At 54.5% G+C, this 17,842-nt stretch carries 10 protein-coding genes, 1 tRNA gene and 5 pseudogenes; 10 read left to right on the top strand and 6 right to left on the bottom strand.

Annotation, left to right across the window (positions count from 1 at the left end; translation table 11 throughout):
• Position 1 precedes the first annotated feature (1 nt).
• Complete coding sequence (gene recG, locus ACLHV9_RS00565) at positions 2 to 2,083, top strand: ATP-dependent DNA helicase RecG (RefSeq protein WP_407220038.1); 2,082 nt, start codon at positions 2 to 4, stop codon at positions 2,081 to 2,083.
• Between the two features lie 2 nt (positions 2,084 to 2,085).
• On the opposite strand, the gene gltS is transcribed toward recG, so the two are convergent.
• On the bottom strand, positions 2,086 to 3,288 hold the full coding sequence (gltS, locus tag ACLHV9_RS00560) for a sodium/glutamate symporter (protein ID WP_108089317.1): 1,203 nt from the start codon (positions 3,286 to 3,288) through the stop codon (positions 2,086 to 2,088).
• 225 nt (positions 3,289 to 3,513) lie between these two features.
• On the opposite strand from gltS, the gene xanP reads away from it, so the two are divergent.
• Both xanP and ACLHV9_RS00550 read left to right on the top strand, forming a co-directional pair.
• On the top strand, positions 3,514 to 4,905 hold the full coding sequence (xanP, locus tag ACLHV9_RS00555) for a xanthine/proton symporter XanP (RefSeq protein ID WP_014881972.1): 1,392 nt from the start codon (positions 3,514 to 3,516) through the stop codon (positions 4,903 to 4,905).
• Positions 4,906 to 5,024: 119 nt separating this feature from the next.
• Positions 5,025 to 6,713, top strand: a complete 1,689-nt coding sequence (locus ACLHV9_RS00550; protein WP_407220037.1) for an AsmA family protein — start codon at positions 5,025 to 5,027, stop codon at positions 6,711 to 6,713.
• Positions 6,714 to 6,803: 90 nt separating this feature from the next.
• On the opposite strand, the gene yicI is transcribed toward ACLHV9_RS00550, so the two are convergent.
• On the bottom strand, positions 6,804 to 9,122 hold the full coding sequence (gene yicI / locus ACLHV9_RS00545; RefSeq protein WP_407220036.1) for an alpha-xylosidase: 2,319 nt from the start codon (positions 9,120 to 9,122) through the stop codon (positions 6,804 to 6,806).
• A 12-nt stretch (positions 9,123 to 9,134) separates the two neighbouring features.
• Complete coding sequence (locus ACLHV9_RS00540; protein ID WP_108089314.1) at positions 9,135 to 10,526, bottom strand: glycoside-pentoside-hexuronide family transporter; 1,392 nt, start codon at positions 10,524 to 10,526, stop codon at positions 9,135 to 9,137.
• A gap of 290 nt (positions 10,527 to 10,816) precedes the next feature.
• Here ACLHV9_RS00540 and ACLHV9_RS00535 point away from each other — a divergent pair.
• Positions 10,817 to 10,911: transfer RNA gene (locus tag ACLHV9_RS00535), tRNA-Sec, on the top strand.
• A gap of 298 nt (positions 10,912 to 11,209) precedes the next feature.
• Positions 11,210 to 12,406 carry a tyrosine-type recombinase/integrase gene (locus ACLHV9_RS00530; protein WP_048241918.1) on the top strand — a complete coding sequence of 399 codons (1,197 nt, stop codon included), beginning with the start codon at positions 11,210 to 11,212 and terminating at the stop codon, positions 12,404 to 12,406.
• A gap of 429 nt (positions 12,407 to 12,835) precedes the next feature.
• Here the strand turns inward: ACLHV9_RS00530 and ACLHV9_RS00525 are convergent, their stop codons facing one another.
• Positions 12,836 to 13,858 (bottom strand): IS110 family transposase, encoded by a 1,023-nt coding sequence (locus ACLHV9_RS00525; protein WP_057061586.1) that lies wholly within the window; start codon positions 13,856 to 13,858, stop codon positions 12,836 to 12,838.
• A 69-nt stretch (positions 13,859 to 13,927) separates the two neighbouring features.
• Between ACLHV9_RS00525 and ACLHV9_RS00520 the strand changes: the two are divergent.
• Together ACLHV9_RS00520 and ACLHV9_RS00515 are read left to right on the top strand one after the other, a co-directional pair.
• Positions 13,928 to 14,095 (top strand): annotated as a pseudogene (locus tag ACLHV9_RS00520) (IS3 family transposase); the annotation flags it as partial.
• A 17-nt stretch (positions 14,096 to 14,112) separates the two neighbouring features.
• A pseudogene (locus tag ACLHV9_RS00515) lies at positions 14,113 to 14,313 on the top strand (integrase core domain-containing protein); the annotation flags it as partial.
• Here the strand turns inward: ACLHV9_RS00515 and ACLHV9_RS00510 are convergent.
• Both ACLHV9_RS00510 and ACLHV9_RS00505 read right to left on the bottom strand, forming a co-directional pair.
• Positions 14,300 to 14,509: pseudogene (locus ACLHV9_RS00510) on the bottom strand (hypothetical protein); the annotation flags it as partial. The pseudogenes ACLHV9_RS00515 and ACLHV9_RS00510 sit on opposite strands and share 14 nt — an antisense overlap.
• Entirely contained in the window at positions 14,446 to 15,426 is a 981-nt protein-coding gene (locus ACLHV9_RS00505; protein ID WP_200925733.1) for an IS5-like element ISKpn26 family transposase, read from the bottom strand. The gene ACLHV9_RS00505 and the pseudogene ACLHV9_RS00510, both read right to left, overlap by 64 nt.
• Before the next feature lie 196 nt (positions 15,427 to 15,622).
• Between ACLHV9_RS00505 and ACLHV9_RS00500 the strand changes: the two are divergent.
• The 3 genes and pseudogenes from ACLHV9_RS00500 to ACLHV9_RS00490 all read left to right on the top strand — a co-directional run.
• Positions 15,623 to 15,880: pseudogene (locus tag ACLHV9_RS00500) on the top strand (transposase); the annotation flags it as partial.
• Positions 15,881 to 15,947: 67 nt separating this feature from the next.
• Complete coding sequence (locus tag ACLHV9_RS00495) at positions 15,948 to 17,099, top strand: IS30-like element IS30 family transposase (protein ID WP_001254932.1); 1,152 nt, start codon at positions 15,948 to 15,950, stop codon at positions 17,097 to 17,099.
• Between the two features lie 9 nt (positions 17,100 to 17,108).
• Positions 17,109 to 17,534: pseudogene (locus ACLHV9_RS00490) on the top strand (IS3 family transposase); the annotation flags it as partial.
• Positions 17,535 to 17,842: the final 308 nt, after the last annotated feature.

The raw sequence follows: 17,842 nt of genomic DNA, 5'->3' as shown, positions 1-17,842 counted from the left end.
GATGAAAGGCCGCCTGCTGGATGCCATCCCGCTCAATAGCCTGACGGGCGTGGGCGCGGCGCAAAGCAATAAGCTGGCTAAAATCGGCCTGCACACCGTGCAGGATCTCCTGCTCCACCTCCCTCTGCGTTACGAAGACCGCACCCAGCTGTACAAAATTGGCGATTTGCTGCCTGCCATTTATGCCACCGTTGAAGGCGAAGTCCTGAACTGCAATATCACGTTTGGTGGACGCCGGATGATGACCTGTCAGATCAGCGACGGCACCGGTATTCTCACCATGCGCTTTTTCAACTTCAACGCGGCAATGAAAAACAGCCTGGCGACAGGTCGCAGAGTGCTGGCCTATGGCGAAGCCAAACGCGGAAAATACGGCGCAGAGATGATCCACCCGGAATACCGCGTACAGGGCGATCTCAGCACGCCGGAGCTGCAGGAGACGCTCACCCCGGTTTACCCGACGACGGAAGGCATCAAGCAAGCGACGCTGCGTAAGCTCACCGATCAGGCCCTGGAGCTGCTGGATACCTGCGCCATCACCGAGCTGCTGTCGCCAGAGCTGGCGCAGGGCATGATGAGTCTGCCCGAGGCGCTGCGTACTCTTCACCGTCCACCACCATCGCTCCAGCTCAGCGATTTAGAAAGCGGCAAACACCCCGCCCAACGGCGTCTTATCCTTGAGGAATTACTGGCGCATAACCTGAGCATGCTGGCGCTTCGTGCGGGTGCGCAACGTTTCCATGCCCAGCCCTTAAGCCCGCATGATGAGCTCAAAGATAAGCTGCTGGCCTCGCTGCCGTTTAAACCCACCGGTGCACAGGCGCGCGTCACCGCCGAGATCGAACGCGATATGGCGCTTGATGTACCGATGATGCGCCTGGTGCAGGGTGATGTAGGCTCCGGAAAAACGCTGGTTGCCGCCCTGGCCGCCCTGCGCGCCATTGCCCACGGCAAACAGGTGGCGCTGATGGCACCGACGGAACTGCTGGCCGAACAGCACGCCAACAATTTCCGCGCCTGGTTTGCGCCGCTGGGCATTGAAGTGGGCTGGCTTGCCGGGAAGCAAAAAGGCAAAGCCCGCCTTGCACAACAGGACGCAATTGCCAGCGGTCAGGTACAAATGATTGTTGGCACACATGCCATCTTCCAGGAACAGGTTCAGTTTAACGGCCTGGCGCTGGTGATTATCGACGAGCAGCACCGCTTTGGTGTGCATCAGCGTCTGGCACTGTGGGAGAAAGGTTTGCAGCAGGGTTTCCACCCGCATCAGCTGATCATGACCGCGACGCCGATCCCCCGCACCCTGGCAATGACCGCCTACGCCGATCTGGATACCTCCACCATCGACGAGTTGCCGCCGGGTCGTACCCCGGTCACCACGGTCGCCATTCCTGACACGCGTCGCAGCGATATCATCGACCGCGTGCGCAACGCCTGCACGCATGAAGGGCGTCAGGCCTACTGGGTGTGTACGCTGATTGAAGAGTCCGAGCTGCTGGAAGCGCAGGCTGCAGAAGCCACGTGGGAAGAGCTCAAGCTGGCGCTGCCGGAACTGAACGTGGGTCTGGTTCACGGACGTATGAAGCCCGCCGAAAAGCAGGCGGTAATGCAGTCGTTTAAACAGGGCGATTTACACCTGCTAATCGCCACCACGGTGATCGAGGTCGGCGTGGACGTGCCAAACTCCAGCCTGATGATCATCGAAAACCCGGAGCGCCTGGGGCTTGCCCAACTCCACCAGCTGCGCGGACGTGTTGGCCGTGGTGCGGTAGCGTCCCACTGCGTACTGCTCTACAAAGCACCGCTCTCGAAAACTGCTCAGATGCGTTTGCAGGTGCTGCGCGACAGCAACGACGGTTTTGTTATTGCGCAAAAAGACCTTGAGATACGTGGCCCGGGAGAACTTTTGGGCACGCGGCAGACGGGGAATGCTGAATTCAAAGTGGCGGATTTGTTGCGCGATCAGGCGATGATCCCCGAAGTTCAACGCCTGGCCCGCCATATTCATGAACGCTACCCCGAACAGGCGGCAGCGTTAATTGAGCGCTGGATGCCGGAAACCGAACGTTATTCCAACGCCTGACCTCAGGCAAATATCGGCAGCATCAGGTACAGCTTAATCACCAGCGCGTTGACGATATCAATAAAGAACGCACCGACCATCGGTACCACCAGAAACGCCATATGCGATGGGCCAAAGCGTTCAGTGATCGCCTGCATGTTGGCAATCGCCGTTGGGGTTGCCCCCAGACCAAACCCGCAATGACCCGCTGCCAGCACCGCCGCATCGTAGTTCTTGCCCATCATGCGCCAGGTAACAAACATCGCGTACAGCGCCATAAACAGTGCCTGCACCGCCAGAATGGCCACCATCGGCAGCGCCAGCGAGGCCAGCTCCCACAGTTTGAGGCTCATCAGCGCCATTGCGAGGAACAGCGACAGACAAACGTTGCCCAGCACTGAAACCGCACGTTCGAACACACGATAAAAACCCATCAGCGCCAGACCGTTGCTCAGGATCACCCCGATAAACAGCACGCAGACAAACGTCGGCAGTTCGAACGGGGAACCTGCCAGCCATTGCGCAACCACTTTCCCCACCGTCAGGCAGATGGCAATCATCGCGATGGTCTCAATCAGCACCAGTGAAGTAATGCTGCGCCCAACATCCGGTTTTTCGAATGCAGTCGGCACCAGCTCATCGTCCGGTCTGCCGTCCGGCGTGGTGGAGTGCTTCACCAGATAACGCGCCACCGGGCCACCAATCAGTCCACCCAGCACCAGGCCAAAGGTCGCACAGGCCATCGCCACTTCAGTTGCGTTTTCAAAGCCATAGCGCTCGATAAACAGCTTGCTCCACGCCGCGCCGGTACCGTGTCCACCAGACAATGTAATTGACCCGGCCAGCAACCCCATCAGCGGATCCAGCCCCAGCAACGTCGCCATTCCGATGCCGATAGCGTTTTGCATCAACAACAACCCAACCACCACAATCAGAAATACGCCGAGTACTTTACCCCCTGCCCGCAGGCTCGCGAGGTTGGCATTCAGGCCGATGGTGGCAAAAAAGGCCAGCATCAGCGGGTCTTTCAGGGACATATCAAAATCAATTTCCCAGCCCATGCTCTTTTTCAACACCAGCAGGGCCAGCGCTACCAGCAGGCCACCGGCGACAGGTTCGGGAATGGTGTATTTCTTCAGAAGGGAAACGCTATGCACCAGCTTACGGCCAAGCAGTAAGACCAGCGTTGCGGCAACAAGGGTCGACAACGTATCGAGATGAATCATAGAAGGCTCCTGTATTGCGCGTGTTCCATACACACGCGGCGTTATCCTGGGCCGGTTTGCGCTCTTCATGAGCCACCGGCGCAAAAAGTGTAATTTTTTTTCCCTATACGTTGTAGAAAACCTGCTCAAAGCGGCAGATTTTCTTCCTTTTTTTTGCTGGCAATCGTTTGCTTTTACCAGATGGTCAGATAAAATGCCCGCTTTTCCACCGTGGGATTGCCGCCGATGTCCGTTAACACCATAGAGTCGCCAGATGCGCAACCGATTGCGCAGAAGCAAAATAGCGAACTGATTTACCGTCTTGAAGACCGCCCGCCGCTGCCGCAAACGCTTTTCGCCGCCTGCCAGCATCTTCTGGCGATGTTTGTTGCGGTGATCACCCCGGCGCTGCTGATCTGCCAGGCGCTCGGTTTACCGGCTCAGGACACTCAGCACATCATCAGCATGTCTCTCTTCGCCTCTGGCGTGGCCTCGATTATTCAAATTAAAGCGTGGGGTCCGGTCGGATCTGGTCTGCTGTCGATTCAGGGCACCAGTTTTAACTTCGTGGCACCACTGATCATGGGTGGTACAGCGCTGAAAACCGGCGGTGCGGATGTGCCGACGATGATGGCGGCGCTGTTCGGTACGCTGATGCTGGCCAGCTGTACGGAAATGGTGATCTCCCGCGTGCTGCATCTGGCTCGCCGCGTCATCACCCCGCTGGTGTCTGGCGTCGTCGTGATGATTATCGGCCTGTCGCTGATCCAGGTGGGCCTCACCTCCATCGGCGGCGGCTATGCCGCAATGAGCGACCACACCTTCGGCGCGCCGAAAAACCTGCTGCTGGCGGGTGTCGTGCTGGCGATCATTATTCTGCTTAACCGTCAGCGCAACCCGTATCTGCGCGTCGCCTCGCTGGTGATTGCCATGGCGGCGGGTTATCTGCTGGCGTGGGCGCTGGGCATGCTGCCAGAGAACACCGCGCCGACCAACAGCGCGCTGATCACCGTTCCAACACCACTCTACTACGGCCTGGGCATTGACTGGGGCCTGCTCCTGCCGCTGATGCTGGTCTTTATGATCACCTCTCTGGAGACCATCGGCGATATCACTGCCACGTCAGACGTCTCCGAGCAGCCGGTTTCCGGCCCGCTGTACATGAAGCGCCTGAAAGGCGGCGTGCTGGCGAACGGCCTGAACTCGTTTGTCTCTGCGGTATTCAATACCTTCCCGAACTCCTGCTTCGGCCAGAACAACGGCGTGATCCAGTTGACTGGCGTTGCCAGCCGCTACGTCGGTTTTGTGGTGGCGCTGATGCTGATTGTCCTCGGTCTGTTCCCGGCGGTAAGCGGCTTTGTGCAGCACATTCCTGAGCCGGTACTGGGCGGCGCAACGCTGGTGATGTTTGGCACAATTGCCGCTTCCGGCGTACGTATCGTTTCCCGCGAACCGCTGAACCGCCGTGCAATTATGATTATCGCGCTGTCGCTGGCCGTGGGTCTGGGTGTGTCTCAGCAGCCGCTGATCCTGCAGTTTGCCCCGGACTGGGTGAAAAACCTGCTCTCTTCCGGCATTGCCGCGGGCGGTATCACCGCTATCGTGCTGAACCTCGTATTCCCGCCTGAGAAAAATTGATCTCTCTCACGGCAGGCAGTCAATGCCTGCCGTGACATCTTATTACACCATTCCCGCCTTGAGGATTGCGCATAAATCGTGCATAACTCCTTTATGTGCGTTTTGCGGGATGGAAGACCATGAAATTTATTGGAAAGCTACTCGTCTATCTTCTGGTAGCCGTGCTGATTGTGGTACTGGCGCTCTATATCCTGCTCCAGACCCGCTGGGGTGCGAGTCAGGTCAGCAACTGGGTGACGGTAAATACCGACTACGAGCTCAGTTTCGACAAGATGAATCACCGCTTTTCGTCGCCTTCCCACATCATTCTGGAAAACGTCACCTTTGGCCGAGATGGCAAGCCCGCCACGCTGGTTGCCAAAAAAGTCGATATTGGCCTCAGTAGCCGACAGGTTACCGATCCGCTGCATATGGACACCATCTCCCTGTTCGATGGCACGCTGAACCTTTCTCCTCAGACTGCGCCGCTGCCTTTCCAGTCAGACCGTCTGCAACTGAACAACATGGCCTTTAACAGCCCCAATACGGCGTGGGATTTAAGTGCCCAGAAAGTCACGGGGGGTGTCAGCCCATGGCAACCAGAAGCAGGCAACGTGCTGGGTAAAAATGCGCAGATCCAGATGAGCGCAGGATCGCTCACCCTGAACGGCGTGCCGGCCACCAACGTGTTGATCGAGGGTCAGTTGAACGGCAAGGAAGTGGTGTTGAACACCATCGGTGCCGATATGGCCCGCGGTTCACTCACCGGCTCCGCCCTGCGTAACGCCGACGGAAGCTGGATCATCGACACCCTGCGTCTGAACGAAATCCGCCTGCAGAGCGATAAAACGCTGATGGATTTCTTCGCACCGCTGACCACCATCCCCTCTCTGCAGATTGGCCGCCTGGACGTGACCGATGCCCGCCTGCAGGGCCCGGACTGGGCAGTTACTGATCTTGATTTAAGCCTGCGCAACCTGACGCTGAGTAAAGGCGACTGGCAGAGTCAGGAAGGGCGTTTATCCATGAACGCCAGCGAATTCATCTACGGCTCGCTGCATCTGTTTGACCCAATCCTGAATGCGGAATTCTCTCCTCAGGGCGTGGCGTTGCGCCAGCTAACCTCCCGCTGGGAAGGCGGCATGGTGCGCACCTCTGGCAACTGGCAGCGCGACGGTAAAGCGCTGGTGCTGGACGATGTCGCCATCGCCGGGCTGGAGTATACCCTGCCGCAGAACTGGAAAACGCTGTGGATGGAGCCTCTGCCGGAATGGCTGAACAGCGTGACGCTGCAAAAATTCGGTCTGAGCCGTAACCTGGTGATCGACATCGATCCGACCTTCCCGTGGCAGATCACCTCTCTTGATGGCTATGGCGCGAACCTGCAACTGGTGAAAGATCGCCAGTGGGGCGTCTGGGGCGGTAGCGCAACCCTGAACGGCGCGGCGGCAACCTTTAACCGCGTGGATGTGCGTCGTCCGTCACTGGCACTGAATGCTAACGCTGCCACGGTGAATATTACTGACCTGAGCGCGTTTACTGAGAAAGGCATTCTGGAAGCCACGGCGACGGTTTCACAACTGCCCCAACGGCAAACCACTGTTAGCCTGAACGGGCGCGGTGTGCCGCTGAACGTGATCGAGCACTGGGGTTGGCCAGCGCTGCCAATTGCGGGTGACGGCAATATTCAGCTCACCGCCAGCGGCAGCGTGCAGGACAAAGCCCCGCTGAAGCCAACCGTTAACGGGAAACTGAATGCAGTGAATATGGATAAGCAGCAGGTCGAGCAAACAATGACGGGCGGTGCGGTTTCAACACCGGTGCAATAAACAAGCCGGGCGGCGGCTGTGAGGTTTTGTTCCCTCTCCCTGTGGGAGAGGGCCTGGGTGAGGGCATCAGACCGCACAATTCCTGATGAATCAAAGATGAACCACTACCTCATTCCCCTCGGCTTTCACCACCACACCCCACTCGCTGCCTGCGTGTGAGCCGCCCTTCACGCCGCTCACCTTCTGCACGTTGCGCAAGCACACCGACCAGTTTTGCGCGTCTCCCGCGCCGGTAAAGGTCACGATATCGCCCCGACGTGATGCCTTCAGCGTAAACGCCACGGAGCCGTCCGTCGCAGGCACTGCGCTCATCGCCGTTGCGCCGTCATCCAGGTTAAACAGCTGGAAGGCAGTGCCCTCATGCCACGCATAATCCGGCTTCAGGTTATTATTGCCCAGCGCCAGCAGTGTGTTATCGCGCACATAAACTGGCAGGCTCATAAAATCGTGCTGCTGTTTATGCCAGCGGCTGCCCTGGATTTCATCGTTATGCCACAGATGCGTCCAGCGTCCTTCCGGCAGATAAAACTGCACGTCACCCACTTCGGAGAACATCGGCGCAACCATCATGGAATCCCCCAGCATGTACTGACGGTCGAGATAATCGCACGCCGGATCGTCCGGGAACTCGAGCATCATCGCCCGCAGCATCGGGGTACCGAACTCGCGCGCCAGCGCAGCCTGACGATACAAATACGGCATCATCTGGCATTTCAACTGAGTGAAATGGCGCACCACGTCGCAGGACTCGTCATCGTACGCCCACGGCACGCGGTAGGATTTGCTGCCGTGCAGGCGACTGTGGCTGGAGAACAGCCCAAACGCGCACCAGCGCTTGTAGACGTGCGCCGGAGCCGTATTTTCGAACCCGCCGATATCGTGGCTCCAGAAGCCAAAGCCAGACAGGCCGATCGACAGCCCACCGCGCAGGCTTTCTGCCATTGATTCATAGTTGGCGTAGCAGTCACCGCCCCAGTGCACCGGGAACTTCTGCGCACCCACGGACGCTGAACGGGCGAACAGTACAGCCTCGTCTTCGCCGACGGTTTCTTTCAGTACGTTCCACACCAGTTCGTTATAGATGTAGGCATAGTGGTTGTGCATCTTCTGCGGATCGGAACCGTCGAACCACTGCACGTCGGTCGGGATACGCTCGCCGAAGTCAGTCTTGAAGCAATCCACGCCAATATCCACCAGGCCTTTCAGCTTGTCAGCGTACCATTTGCAGGCATCGGGGTTGGTGAAGTCATAAATCGCCAGCCCCGGCTGCCATTTGTCCCACTGCCACAGAGAGCCATCCGGACGCTTGAGCAGGTAACCCTTCTCTTTCAGTTCCTGGAAGATTGGGGATTTCTGGCCGATGTACGGGTTGATCCACACGCAAACCTTCAATCCTTTCTCTTTCAGGCGACGGATCATCCCTTCAGGATCCGGGAAGGTCACCGGGTCCCACTCGAAATCGCACCACTGGAAGGCCTTCATCCAGAAGCAGTCGAAGTGGAAGACGTGTAGCGGCAGGTCGCGCTCGGCCATACCGTCGATAAAGCTGTTGACCGTGGCTTCGTCATAGTTGGTGGTAAACGAGGTGGTCAGCCACAGGCCGAACGACCACGCTGGCGGCAGCGCCGGACGCCCGGTGAACTGCGTATAGCGGTTCAGCACCTCTTTTGGGGTCGGGCCGTCGATCACGAAGTACTCGAGATACTCCCCTTCCACGCTGAACTGCACCTTAGAGACTTTCTCAGATCCGACTTCAAACGAGACATTCTCCGGATGATTCACCAGCACGCCGTAGCCGCGATTGGTCAGGTAGAACGGGATATTTTTGTAGGACTGCTCGGTGCTGGTGCCGCCGTCGCGGTTCCAGGTTTCGACCGTTTGCCCGTTGCGCACCAGGGCGGTAAAGCGTTCACCCAGGCCATAGACCGTTTCACCCACGCCCAGATCCAGACGTTCGAATATGTAATTGCGGTTGGTGTTGGTATCCTGCACGTAGCCGTTGTTTTTCAGCTGGCTGCCGGTAATACGCTGGCCGTGACGCAGGAAATCCAGCGCCCAGAACTCGCCTTTGGTGACGCGCACGCTGACGCTGCCGCTTTTCAGCTCGGCAAATTCGGCGTTGTTTTCAATCTCTACCTTCACGTCTTTCAGCACGTTCAGCGGATAGTGCGGGCCGTTATTCAGTGCGCCCTGGAAGTGCTCGATGCGCACCCCGACGATTCCTTCCTGCGGGGCAAACAGGCGCACCGTGAACATCAACGTGTCGAGCTGCCAGGTGCGTTCGCGCACGTCGCGCGGCGCCACATACACCACCAGGTCATTGCCCTGCTGCTCCACATCGAACACCTGCACCGGATAGGTCACGTTCAGGCCCGGTTGAATAAGCCAGTTTCCATCACTGATTTTCATACTCTCGTCCTCTTAGTTCTGCAATTCTTTGCTGACCGGCAGGTTTTCAAACTCCTGCTGATTGCGGCGCGCGCCCTGCGCCAGCTCGCCCAGGATTTTGGTCAGGAAAGGGGTTTTCAGCGTGTAGTAGCGTTTGGCGATAATGGCGCTCAGCACGTAGCAGATCGCCGGGGCCAGGGTAAACAGGCCGATAATGATGCTGATGGTCGCGCTGTTCTGGGTTTTGGCTGCCGCGTCGTAGCCGCCGCCTGCCAGCATCCAGCCGATCATCGCCCCGCCCAGTGCCAGGCCGAGCTTCAGCACGAACAGCGTGCCCGCAAAGCTGATGCCGGTCAGGCGCTTGCCGTTGGTCCATTCGCCGTAGTCGACGGTATCGGACATCATTACCCACTGAATCGGCGTCACCAGCTGGTGCAGCACGCCGATAACGAAGATGAAGCCGAACATCAGGACGGTGGCATGCATCGGCACGAAGAACATCGCCACGCTGACCACCGCCAGCGCGGCGTTGGTCCACCAGAAGATGCTGACCTTGCACTTCCAGTCGGTGAGCGGTTTTGCCAGCGCGGAGCCAATCAGGTTGCCAACGCAGTAGGTGGTAAGGAAGGCGACGAACACCTCCGGCGAACCCATGATCCAGGTGCAGTAGTACATCATCGCCCCGCCGCGCACGCAGACGGCAAGGATGTTGAAGATGGTGAGCACGCCAACAATGCGCCACTGGTCGTTTCGCCAGATATCACGCAGGTCTTCACGCATGGAGGTGGTGCTCGGTGGGACCTGGATGCGCTCTTTGGTGGTAAAGAAGCAGAACGCCAGCATCAGGAACGCGACAACCGACAGCACGGCGATCCCGCCCTGGAATCCAAAGGCTTTGTCGTCGCCGCCAATCAGGTTCACCAGCGGCATCATCAGCACCGTGGAGAGCATTCCGCCCGCGGTCGCCAGCACAAAGCGCCAGGACTGAAGGGAGATACGCTGCGTCGGGTCATTGGTGATCACGCCGCCCAGCGCGCAGTAGGGGATGTTGACGACGGTATAGAGCAGGGTCAGCAGGGTGTAAGTAACGGCGGCGTAAACCATTTTACCGTTGAGGCTGAGGTCCGGCGTAGTGTAAGCCAGCACGCAGACGATGCCGAATGGGATAGCGCCGAACAAAATCCACGGACGGAACTTGCCCCATCGGCTGCGGGTGCGGTCGGCAATCAGTCCCATGCACGGGTCGGAGATCGCATCCAGCGCGCGCGCCAGCAGGAACATGGTGCCGACAAACCCGGCGGGAATGCCGAAAATATCGGTGTAGAAAAACATCATGTACAACATGACGTTATCAAAAATGATATGGCTGGCGGCGTCTCCCATGCCGTAGCCAATCTTCTCTTTTACTGACAATACTTCGCTCATCTTTTTTTATCCTTCACGCTGTAGGGGGCGCTGAGACCGGTTACATTGGTTTTAAACCATTGTTTCAAAGGCGGGTATTGCGTTTTCTGGTTAAGAGATTACGTTTCTTGTTTTTTGTGATCGCGGTAAATGTTGGGAAGCACGAGGGGCTAACATGAGGATTTTCTTAGGAATTAACTGAAACAGGGGTGTACAGGTCAAAAGAGAGGTGAAAAAAGTGTGTAGGGGTATGTGGTAAATGCCTGAAAGTAGCTATAATGCGCCCCGCCTCCATGTAGCAATGCAGGCGCGGAAGATCGTCATCTCCGGTGAGGTGGCTGGACTTCAAATCCAGTTGGGGGCGCCAGCGTTCCCGGGCAGGTTCGACTCCTGTGATCTTCCGCCAATTAACCTCGTCTGAACTCTCCCGAAGTCAACAAACCCCTTCGAATCCCTTGTATATCAGGATTTCTTTGCATCCAGAGGTCAACCGACTTCAACCCGTATCAAGTTGTTTTTGGGGGTGCTTTAGGGGGTGTTATTTCCTCTTGAAATATCCGCACCCCCATAATGGAATAAATGTGATACATAACAACGGCTTTTAACAACATCTTTGTTATAAAAGGGGTGCATTGGGGGTATCGGGTTAGTTACTGGCAGAAATCCCCTCAGGAGCATGGATTCATCAAAAGCCGGAGGATGTCATGGCACTAACCGATGTTAAAGTGAAAACCGCAAAGCCAAAAGAAAAGCCCTATAAGCTGGCTGATGGCGGCGGTATGTATCTGCTAATTAACGCTAATGGTTCCAAATACTGGCGAATGAAGTACCGATTTGCTGGTAAAGAAAAGATGCTTTCTATTGGCGTTTATCCCGATGTTTCACTGGCCGACGCGCGCGAAAAACGCAGCGAAGCCAGAAAAATTCTCGCTGCGGGAGGCGATCCGGGCGAGGTAAAGAAAGAAGAGAAAGTGGCCCAGCAAATGACTCTGAAAAACACTTTCGAAGCTGTTGCTCGAGAGTGGCATCAGACGAAAGCCGATCGCTGGTCATTACGATATCGTGATGAAATCATCGATACCTTTGAGAAAGACATTTTTCCCTACATTGGCAAGCGCCCTATTGCCGAAATCAAACCAATGGAGTTACTGGAAACACTGCGTAAAATGGAGAAACGCGGAGCACTGGAGAAAATGCGCAAGGTCCGCCAACGCTGTGGTGAGGTGTTCCGCTATGCAATTGTCACAGGTAGGGCCGACTACAACCCCGCTCCCGATCTTGCCAGCGCGTTAGCAACACCGAAAAGAGTGCATTTCCCCTTTCTTACTGCCAATGAACTTCCTTATTTCCTTAACGATCTGGCAGGCTATACCGGCAGTATTATCACTAAGACTGCCACTCAGATCATTATGTTAACCGGTGTTCGCACGCAAGAACTGCGTTTCGCACGCTGGGAGGATATCGATTTTGAGACAAAATTATGGGAGATCCCAGCAGAAGTGATGAAGATGAAGCGGTCACATATTGTGCCGCTCTCAAAACAGGTCATTGAGCTGTTTAAACAGCTTGAGCCGATCTCAAAACACCACCCACTGGTCTTTATCGGTAGGAACGATCCTCGCAAGCCAATTAGTAAGGAAAGCATTAACCAGGTCATTGAATTGCTGGGATATAAAGGCAGGCTGACGGGACACGGTTTCCGCCACACGATGAGCACCATTCTGCATGAAGAAGGCTTTAACTCAGCGTGGATCGAAACGCAGCTTGCTCATGTGGATAAGAACGCAATTCGTGGGACATATAACCATGCACAGTATCTGGATGGACGTCGGGAGATGATGCAGTGGTATGGGGATTACATTAGTAAAATTGGAAAACCCAAGTTAATAAATGTCTCGTAATTAATAGTCTTTAGTGGATCCTGACCCAAAATCCAGTGCCATTCTGAAACAGAATCTTGGCATGATCTTTACTCCCTGAACGGAGGTGGTACCGATGAAAAATCGCCATTCACCGAAGAGTAGATTGTCTTAGCCCTGAAGCAGGCCGAACTGGGTACGCCGGTGCCTGAGGCCTGCCGTAAGCTGGGCATTTCTGATGCGACGTTCTATATCTATGGACTACCTCCGTTTTGCAAGTACTGAATCTGGTTTTGGGTTGTTGCTTACATCTATCCGGCATCAGGAAAATCTGTGCCCAAATGGGTAATCCGCACACAATCGCCTCAACAACTGGACGGCCTCTGAGGCCAGTATAAAAATCAGGTTCCGATTGTGCAGGTGCAACCTGTCACCATTTCTCAGTACGCTGCAACTTTTTCTGGAAAGATATTAACTGCCCACTATCTGATACTCGGTTTCATTTCTCAGCATCGACCAGATTATTCTCGCGTTTTTATTAGCGACCGCCACGGTCGTTTTATTAAAACCGCGCCGTTCCTTTAACTGGTTAACCCACTGATTCATATAACCATCATTGTTATTCGTGGCAACCCTGACGACAGCGCGGGCACCATGAATAAAAAGTGTCCGCAGATGCTTGTCGCCCTTTTTTGTCATATTCATCAGTACCAGCCTGTCGCCGCTTGAGTGCTGACGCGGAACCAGGCCAAGCCATGCAGCAAAGTGACGGCCGTTCTTAAATTCAGTTCCTTTGCCGATAGCGGCAACAACTGCCGTAGCCGTTTTAGGGCCAATGCCTTTAACTTTGGCTATACGCTGACAGGCTTCTGACTGCCTGAATACTGTTTCAATTTCCTTATCAAAAAAATGGATCCGACGCTCGAGATCGTTAAAGAGATCATAGAGCTCTGCAATTGCTCTGCGCATACGGGAGCTCAGACCGTTTTCTGCATCTTCAAGGATTAGGGGAATAGCCCGGCGAGCTCTGGAGACAGCACTACCAATGGGGATCCCCCGGTCAAGTAACAGCCCTCTTATTTGACAGACTGTAGCAGTGCGGTGATTGACAATACGCTGCCTTGCCCGGTGTAAAGCCTGGATATCCTGTTGTTCCGGGCTTTTTGGTGGCACGAACTGCATTGTCGGTTGCATCAGAGCCACTGCGATGGCCTGTGCATCATTACCGTCATTTTTTTGCCCGCGGACAAAGGGTTTTACATACTGAGGACTGATGACCTTTACTTTGTGCCCCAGTTTCTCAAACTCACGCTGCCAGTAAAATGCCCCGGTGGACGCTTCGATCCCAATCAGACATGCAGGAATATTTGCCAGCGTCTGGAGCAATTCTTTTCGGCCAGTGCGTTTCGTATAAACCGGTTTGCCGGCCTGGTTTAACCCGCAGAGCTGAAAAACATTTTTAGCCAGATCAATACCCAGAAATACGATATTCATGGTGATTCTCCTGATGAGCACATTTCGTACAGTTAACCGCAGCGGAAGGAGGTAGTCCATCCCATTACGTGGCTCAAGAAATACGGTGGTATTTCACCCTCTGAGATGAAGCACGTACGCCAGCTGGAAGAGGAAAACCTGTGGCTGAAGAAACTGATGGCCGATCTGAGCCTCGACAAGGTGATACTGCAGGACGTGCTGGCAAAAAAAAACCTGACGCTGGCACGGCTGCGCGAATGAGTCTGGGAGCGGCAGGTGCGTTAACGGATAATGCCACCGTGGGGTCATTCAACGGCAGGTTACGCTAGGAGTGCCTGAATGAGAACTACTTCATGTCGCTGGAGGATGCACGGTGCAAAATCGATGCATGTCGCATACCCTATAATCAGAGGCGTACCCATTCTGCACTGGGCTGGATGACGCCAGCAGAATTTGCTGAGGGAAGGTGCGAATAAGCAGGTCATTTCTTCCCAAGCTGACTCGCTGATTAAAATTTCGCGGATCTGGGCCGATTTTTTTCCCGCAAACACATCGAATCAGCCTATTTAGGCTATTTTTTCCACCATTTCTGGCGTTATTTCAGGTTTTTACTGAGATCTCTCCCTCTGACGTATCATTTGGTCCACCCGAAACAGGTTGGCCAGGGTGAATAACATCGCCAGTTGGTTATCGTTTTTCAGCAGCCCCTTGTATCTGGCTTTCACGAAGCCGAACTGCCGCTTGATGATGCGAAACGGGTGCTCCACCCTGGCACGGATGCTGGCTTTCATGTATTCGATGTTGATGGCCGTTTTGTTCTTGCGCGGATGCTGCTTCAAGGTTTTTACCCTGCCGGGACGCTCGGCGATCAGCCAGTCCACATCCACCTCGGCCAGCTCCTCGCGCTGTGGCGCTCCTTGGTAGCCGGCATCGGCTGAGACAAATTGCTCCTCTCCATGAAGCAGATTACCCAGCTGATTGAGGTCATGCTCGTTGGCCGCGGTGGTGACTAGGCTGTGGGTCAGGCCACTCTTGGCATCGACACCAATGTGGGCCTTCATGCCAAAGTGCCACTGATTGCCTTTCTTGGTCTGATGCATCTCCGGATCGCGTTGCTGCTCTTTGTTCTTGGTAGAGCTGGGTGCCTCAATGATGGTGGCATCCACCAAAGTGCCTTGGGTCATCATGACGCCTGCTTCGGCCAGCCAGCGATTGATGGTCTTGAACAATTGACGGGCCAGTTGATGCTGCTCGAGCAGGTGGCGGAAATTCATGATGGTGGTGCGATCCGGCAGGGCGCTATCCAGGGATAATCGGGCAAACAGGCGCATGGAGGCGATTTCGTACAGGGCATCTTCCATGGCACCGTCGCTCAGGTTGTACCAATGCTGCACGCAGTGAATACGCAGCATGGTCTCCAGCGGATAGGGCCGTCGGCCATTGCCCGCCTTGGGATAAAACGGCTCGATGACAGCGGTCATATTCTGCCATGGCAGAATCTGCTCCATGCGGGAGAGGAAAATCTCTTTTCGGGTCTGACGGCGCTTAGTGCTGAATTCACTATCGGCGAAGGTGAGTTGATGGCTCATGATGTCCCTCTGGGATGCGCTCCGGATGAATATGATGATCTCATATCAGGAACTTGTTCGCACCTTCCTTAGAATAACTTAGTCTAAAATCCTTTTTTTGCCTAAGCATTATCTTATTACATAGTGAAGTGGTTTACTGAATTTGGCCACCTGAACAGAGGTGATATGCTCACCTCAGAACAACACAGGTGTCATAATGAAAAAAAGAAATTTCAGCGCAGAGTTTAAACGCGAATCCGCTCAACTGGTCGTTGACCAGAACTACACCGTGGCAGATGCAGCCAGCGCTATGGATGTCGGCCTTTCCACAATGACGCGATGGGTGAAACAATTACGTGATGAACGGCAGGGCAAAACACCAAAAGCCTCCCCCATTACCCCGGAACAAATTGAAATCCGTGAGCTCAGGAAAAAGCTACAACGTATTGAAATGGAAAATGAAATATTAAAAAAGGCTACTGTAGATTCAATTGGTCAACGCAACAGTTATGTGAAAACATGGGGTTGCGGAGGTTTTTTGAATGAGACGAACATTTACAGCAGAGGAAAAAGCCTCTGTTTTTGAACTATGGAAGAACGGAACAGGCTTCAGTGAAATAGCGAATATCCTGGGTTCAAAACCCGGAACGATCTTCACTATGTTAAGGGATACTGGCGGCATAAAACCCCATGAGCGTAAGCGGGCTGTAGCTCACCTGACACTGTCTGAGCGCGAGGAGATACGAGCTGGTTTGTCAGCCAAAATGAGCATTCGTGCGATAGCTACTGCGCTGAATCGCAGTCCTTCGACGATCTCACGTGAAGTTCAGCGTAATCGGGGCAGACGCTATTACAAAGCTGTTGATGCTAATAACCGAGCCAACAGAATGGCGAAAAGGCCAAAACCGTGCTTACTGGATCAAAATTTACCATTGCGAAAGCTTGTTCTGGAAAAGCTGGAGATGAAATGGTCTCCAGAGCAAATATCAGGATGGTTAAGGCGAACAAAACCACGTCAAAAAACGCTGCGAATATCACCTGAGACAATTTATAAAACGCTGTACTTTCGTAGCCGTGAAGCGCTACACCACCTGAATATACAGCATCTGCGACGGTCGCATAGCCTTCGCCATGGCAGGCGTCATACCCGCAAAGGCGAAAGAGGTACGATTAACATAGTGAACGGAACACCAATTCACGAACGTTCCCGAAATATCGATAACAGACGCTCTCTGGGGCATTGGGAGGGCGATTTAGTCTCAGGTACAAAAAACTCTCATATAGCCACACTTGTAGACCGAAAATCACGTTATACGATCATCCTTAGACTCAGGGGCAAAGATTCTGTCTCAGTAAATCAGGCTCTTACCGACAAATTCCTGAGTTTACCGTCAGAACTCAGAAAATCACTGACATGGGACAGAGGAATGGAACTGGCCAGACATCTAGAATTTACTGTCAGCACCGGCGTTAAAGTTTACTTCTGCGATCCTCAGAGTCCTTGGCAGCGGGGAACAAATGAGAACACAAATGGGCTAATTCGGCAGTACTTTCCTAAAAAGACATGTCTTGCCCAATATACTCAACATGAACTAGATCTGGTTGCTGCTCAGCTAAACAACAGACCGAGAAAGACACTGAAGTTCAAAACACCGAAAGAGATAATTGAAAGGGGTGTTGCATTGACAGATTGAATCTACAACCGCGCTCTTGATGTCAGACTCCCTGAACAGTTCTCGATAATCGGGAAACTCAGGGCGCGTTATCCTGTGGCCACTCTCTGCCATGTGTTCGGGGTTCATCGCAGCAGCTACAAATACTGGAAAAACCGTCCTGAAAAGCCAGACGGCAGACGGGCTGTATTACGCAGTCAGGTACTTGAACTGCATGGCATCAGCCACGGCTCTGCCGGAGCAAGAAGCATCGCCACAATGGCAACCCAGAGAGGCTACCAGATGGGGCGCTGGCTTGCTGGCAGACTCATGAAAGAGCTGGGGCTGGTCAGTTGCCAGCAGCCGACTCACCGGTATAAGCGTGGCGGTCATGAGCACGTTGCTATCCCGAATCATCTTGAGCGACAGTTCGCCGTAACGGAACCAAATCAGGTGTGGTGCGGTGATGTGACCTATAGTGTGCCCGGAGTTCAGGGCGGGCATGGATGCTTAAATGAACCGCGAGTCTGTCTGGAATATTGAACCGGTAACTCACGATGAGAAACCCAACAATCCCACCGGGTGTGACGGTGGAGAACCTGAGCGGCAGTGACCTGCGGCATGCCCGCAGGGTGATGTAACCCGCTGACAACGGGGATTGAGGCGAGATCACTAAGCCGAGATGATCCTCAAGGTTAAGTACTGAAAGGCTGAAGAACATGAACCCGTTAATCCGCCTCTGTGGGTTGAAAACGTCACCACGGCCTACGTGATCTGACAGGCCG

The organism is Enterobacter sp. CPE_E890 (genome assembly GCF_046521475.1).
Classification (GTDB): Bacteria; Pseudomonadota; Gammaproteobacteria; order Enterobacterales; family Enterobacteriaceae; genus Enterobacter; species Enterobacter adelaidei.
This window is presented reverse-complemented; position numbering and strand designations above follow the sequence as displayed.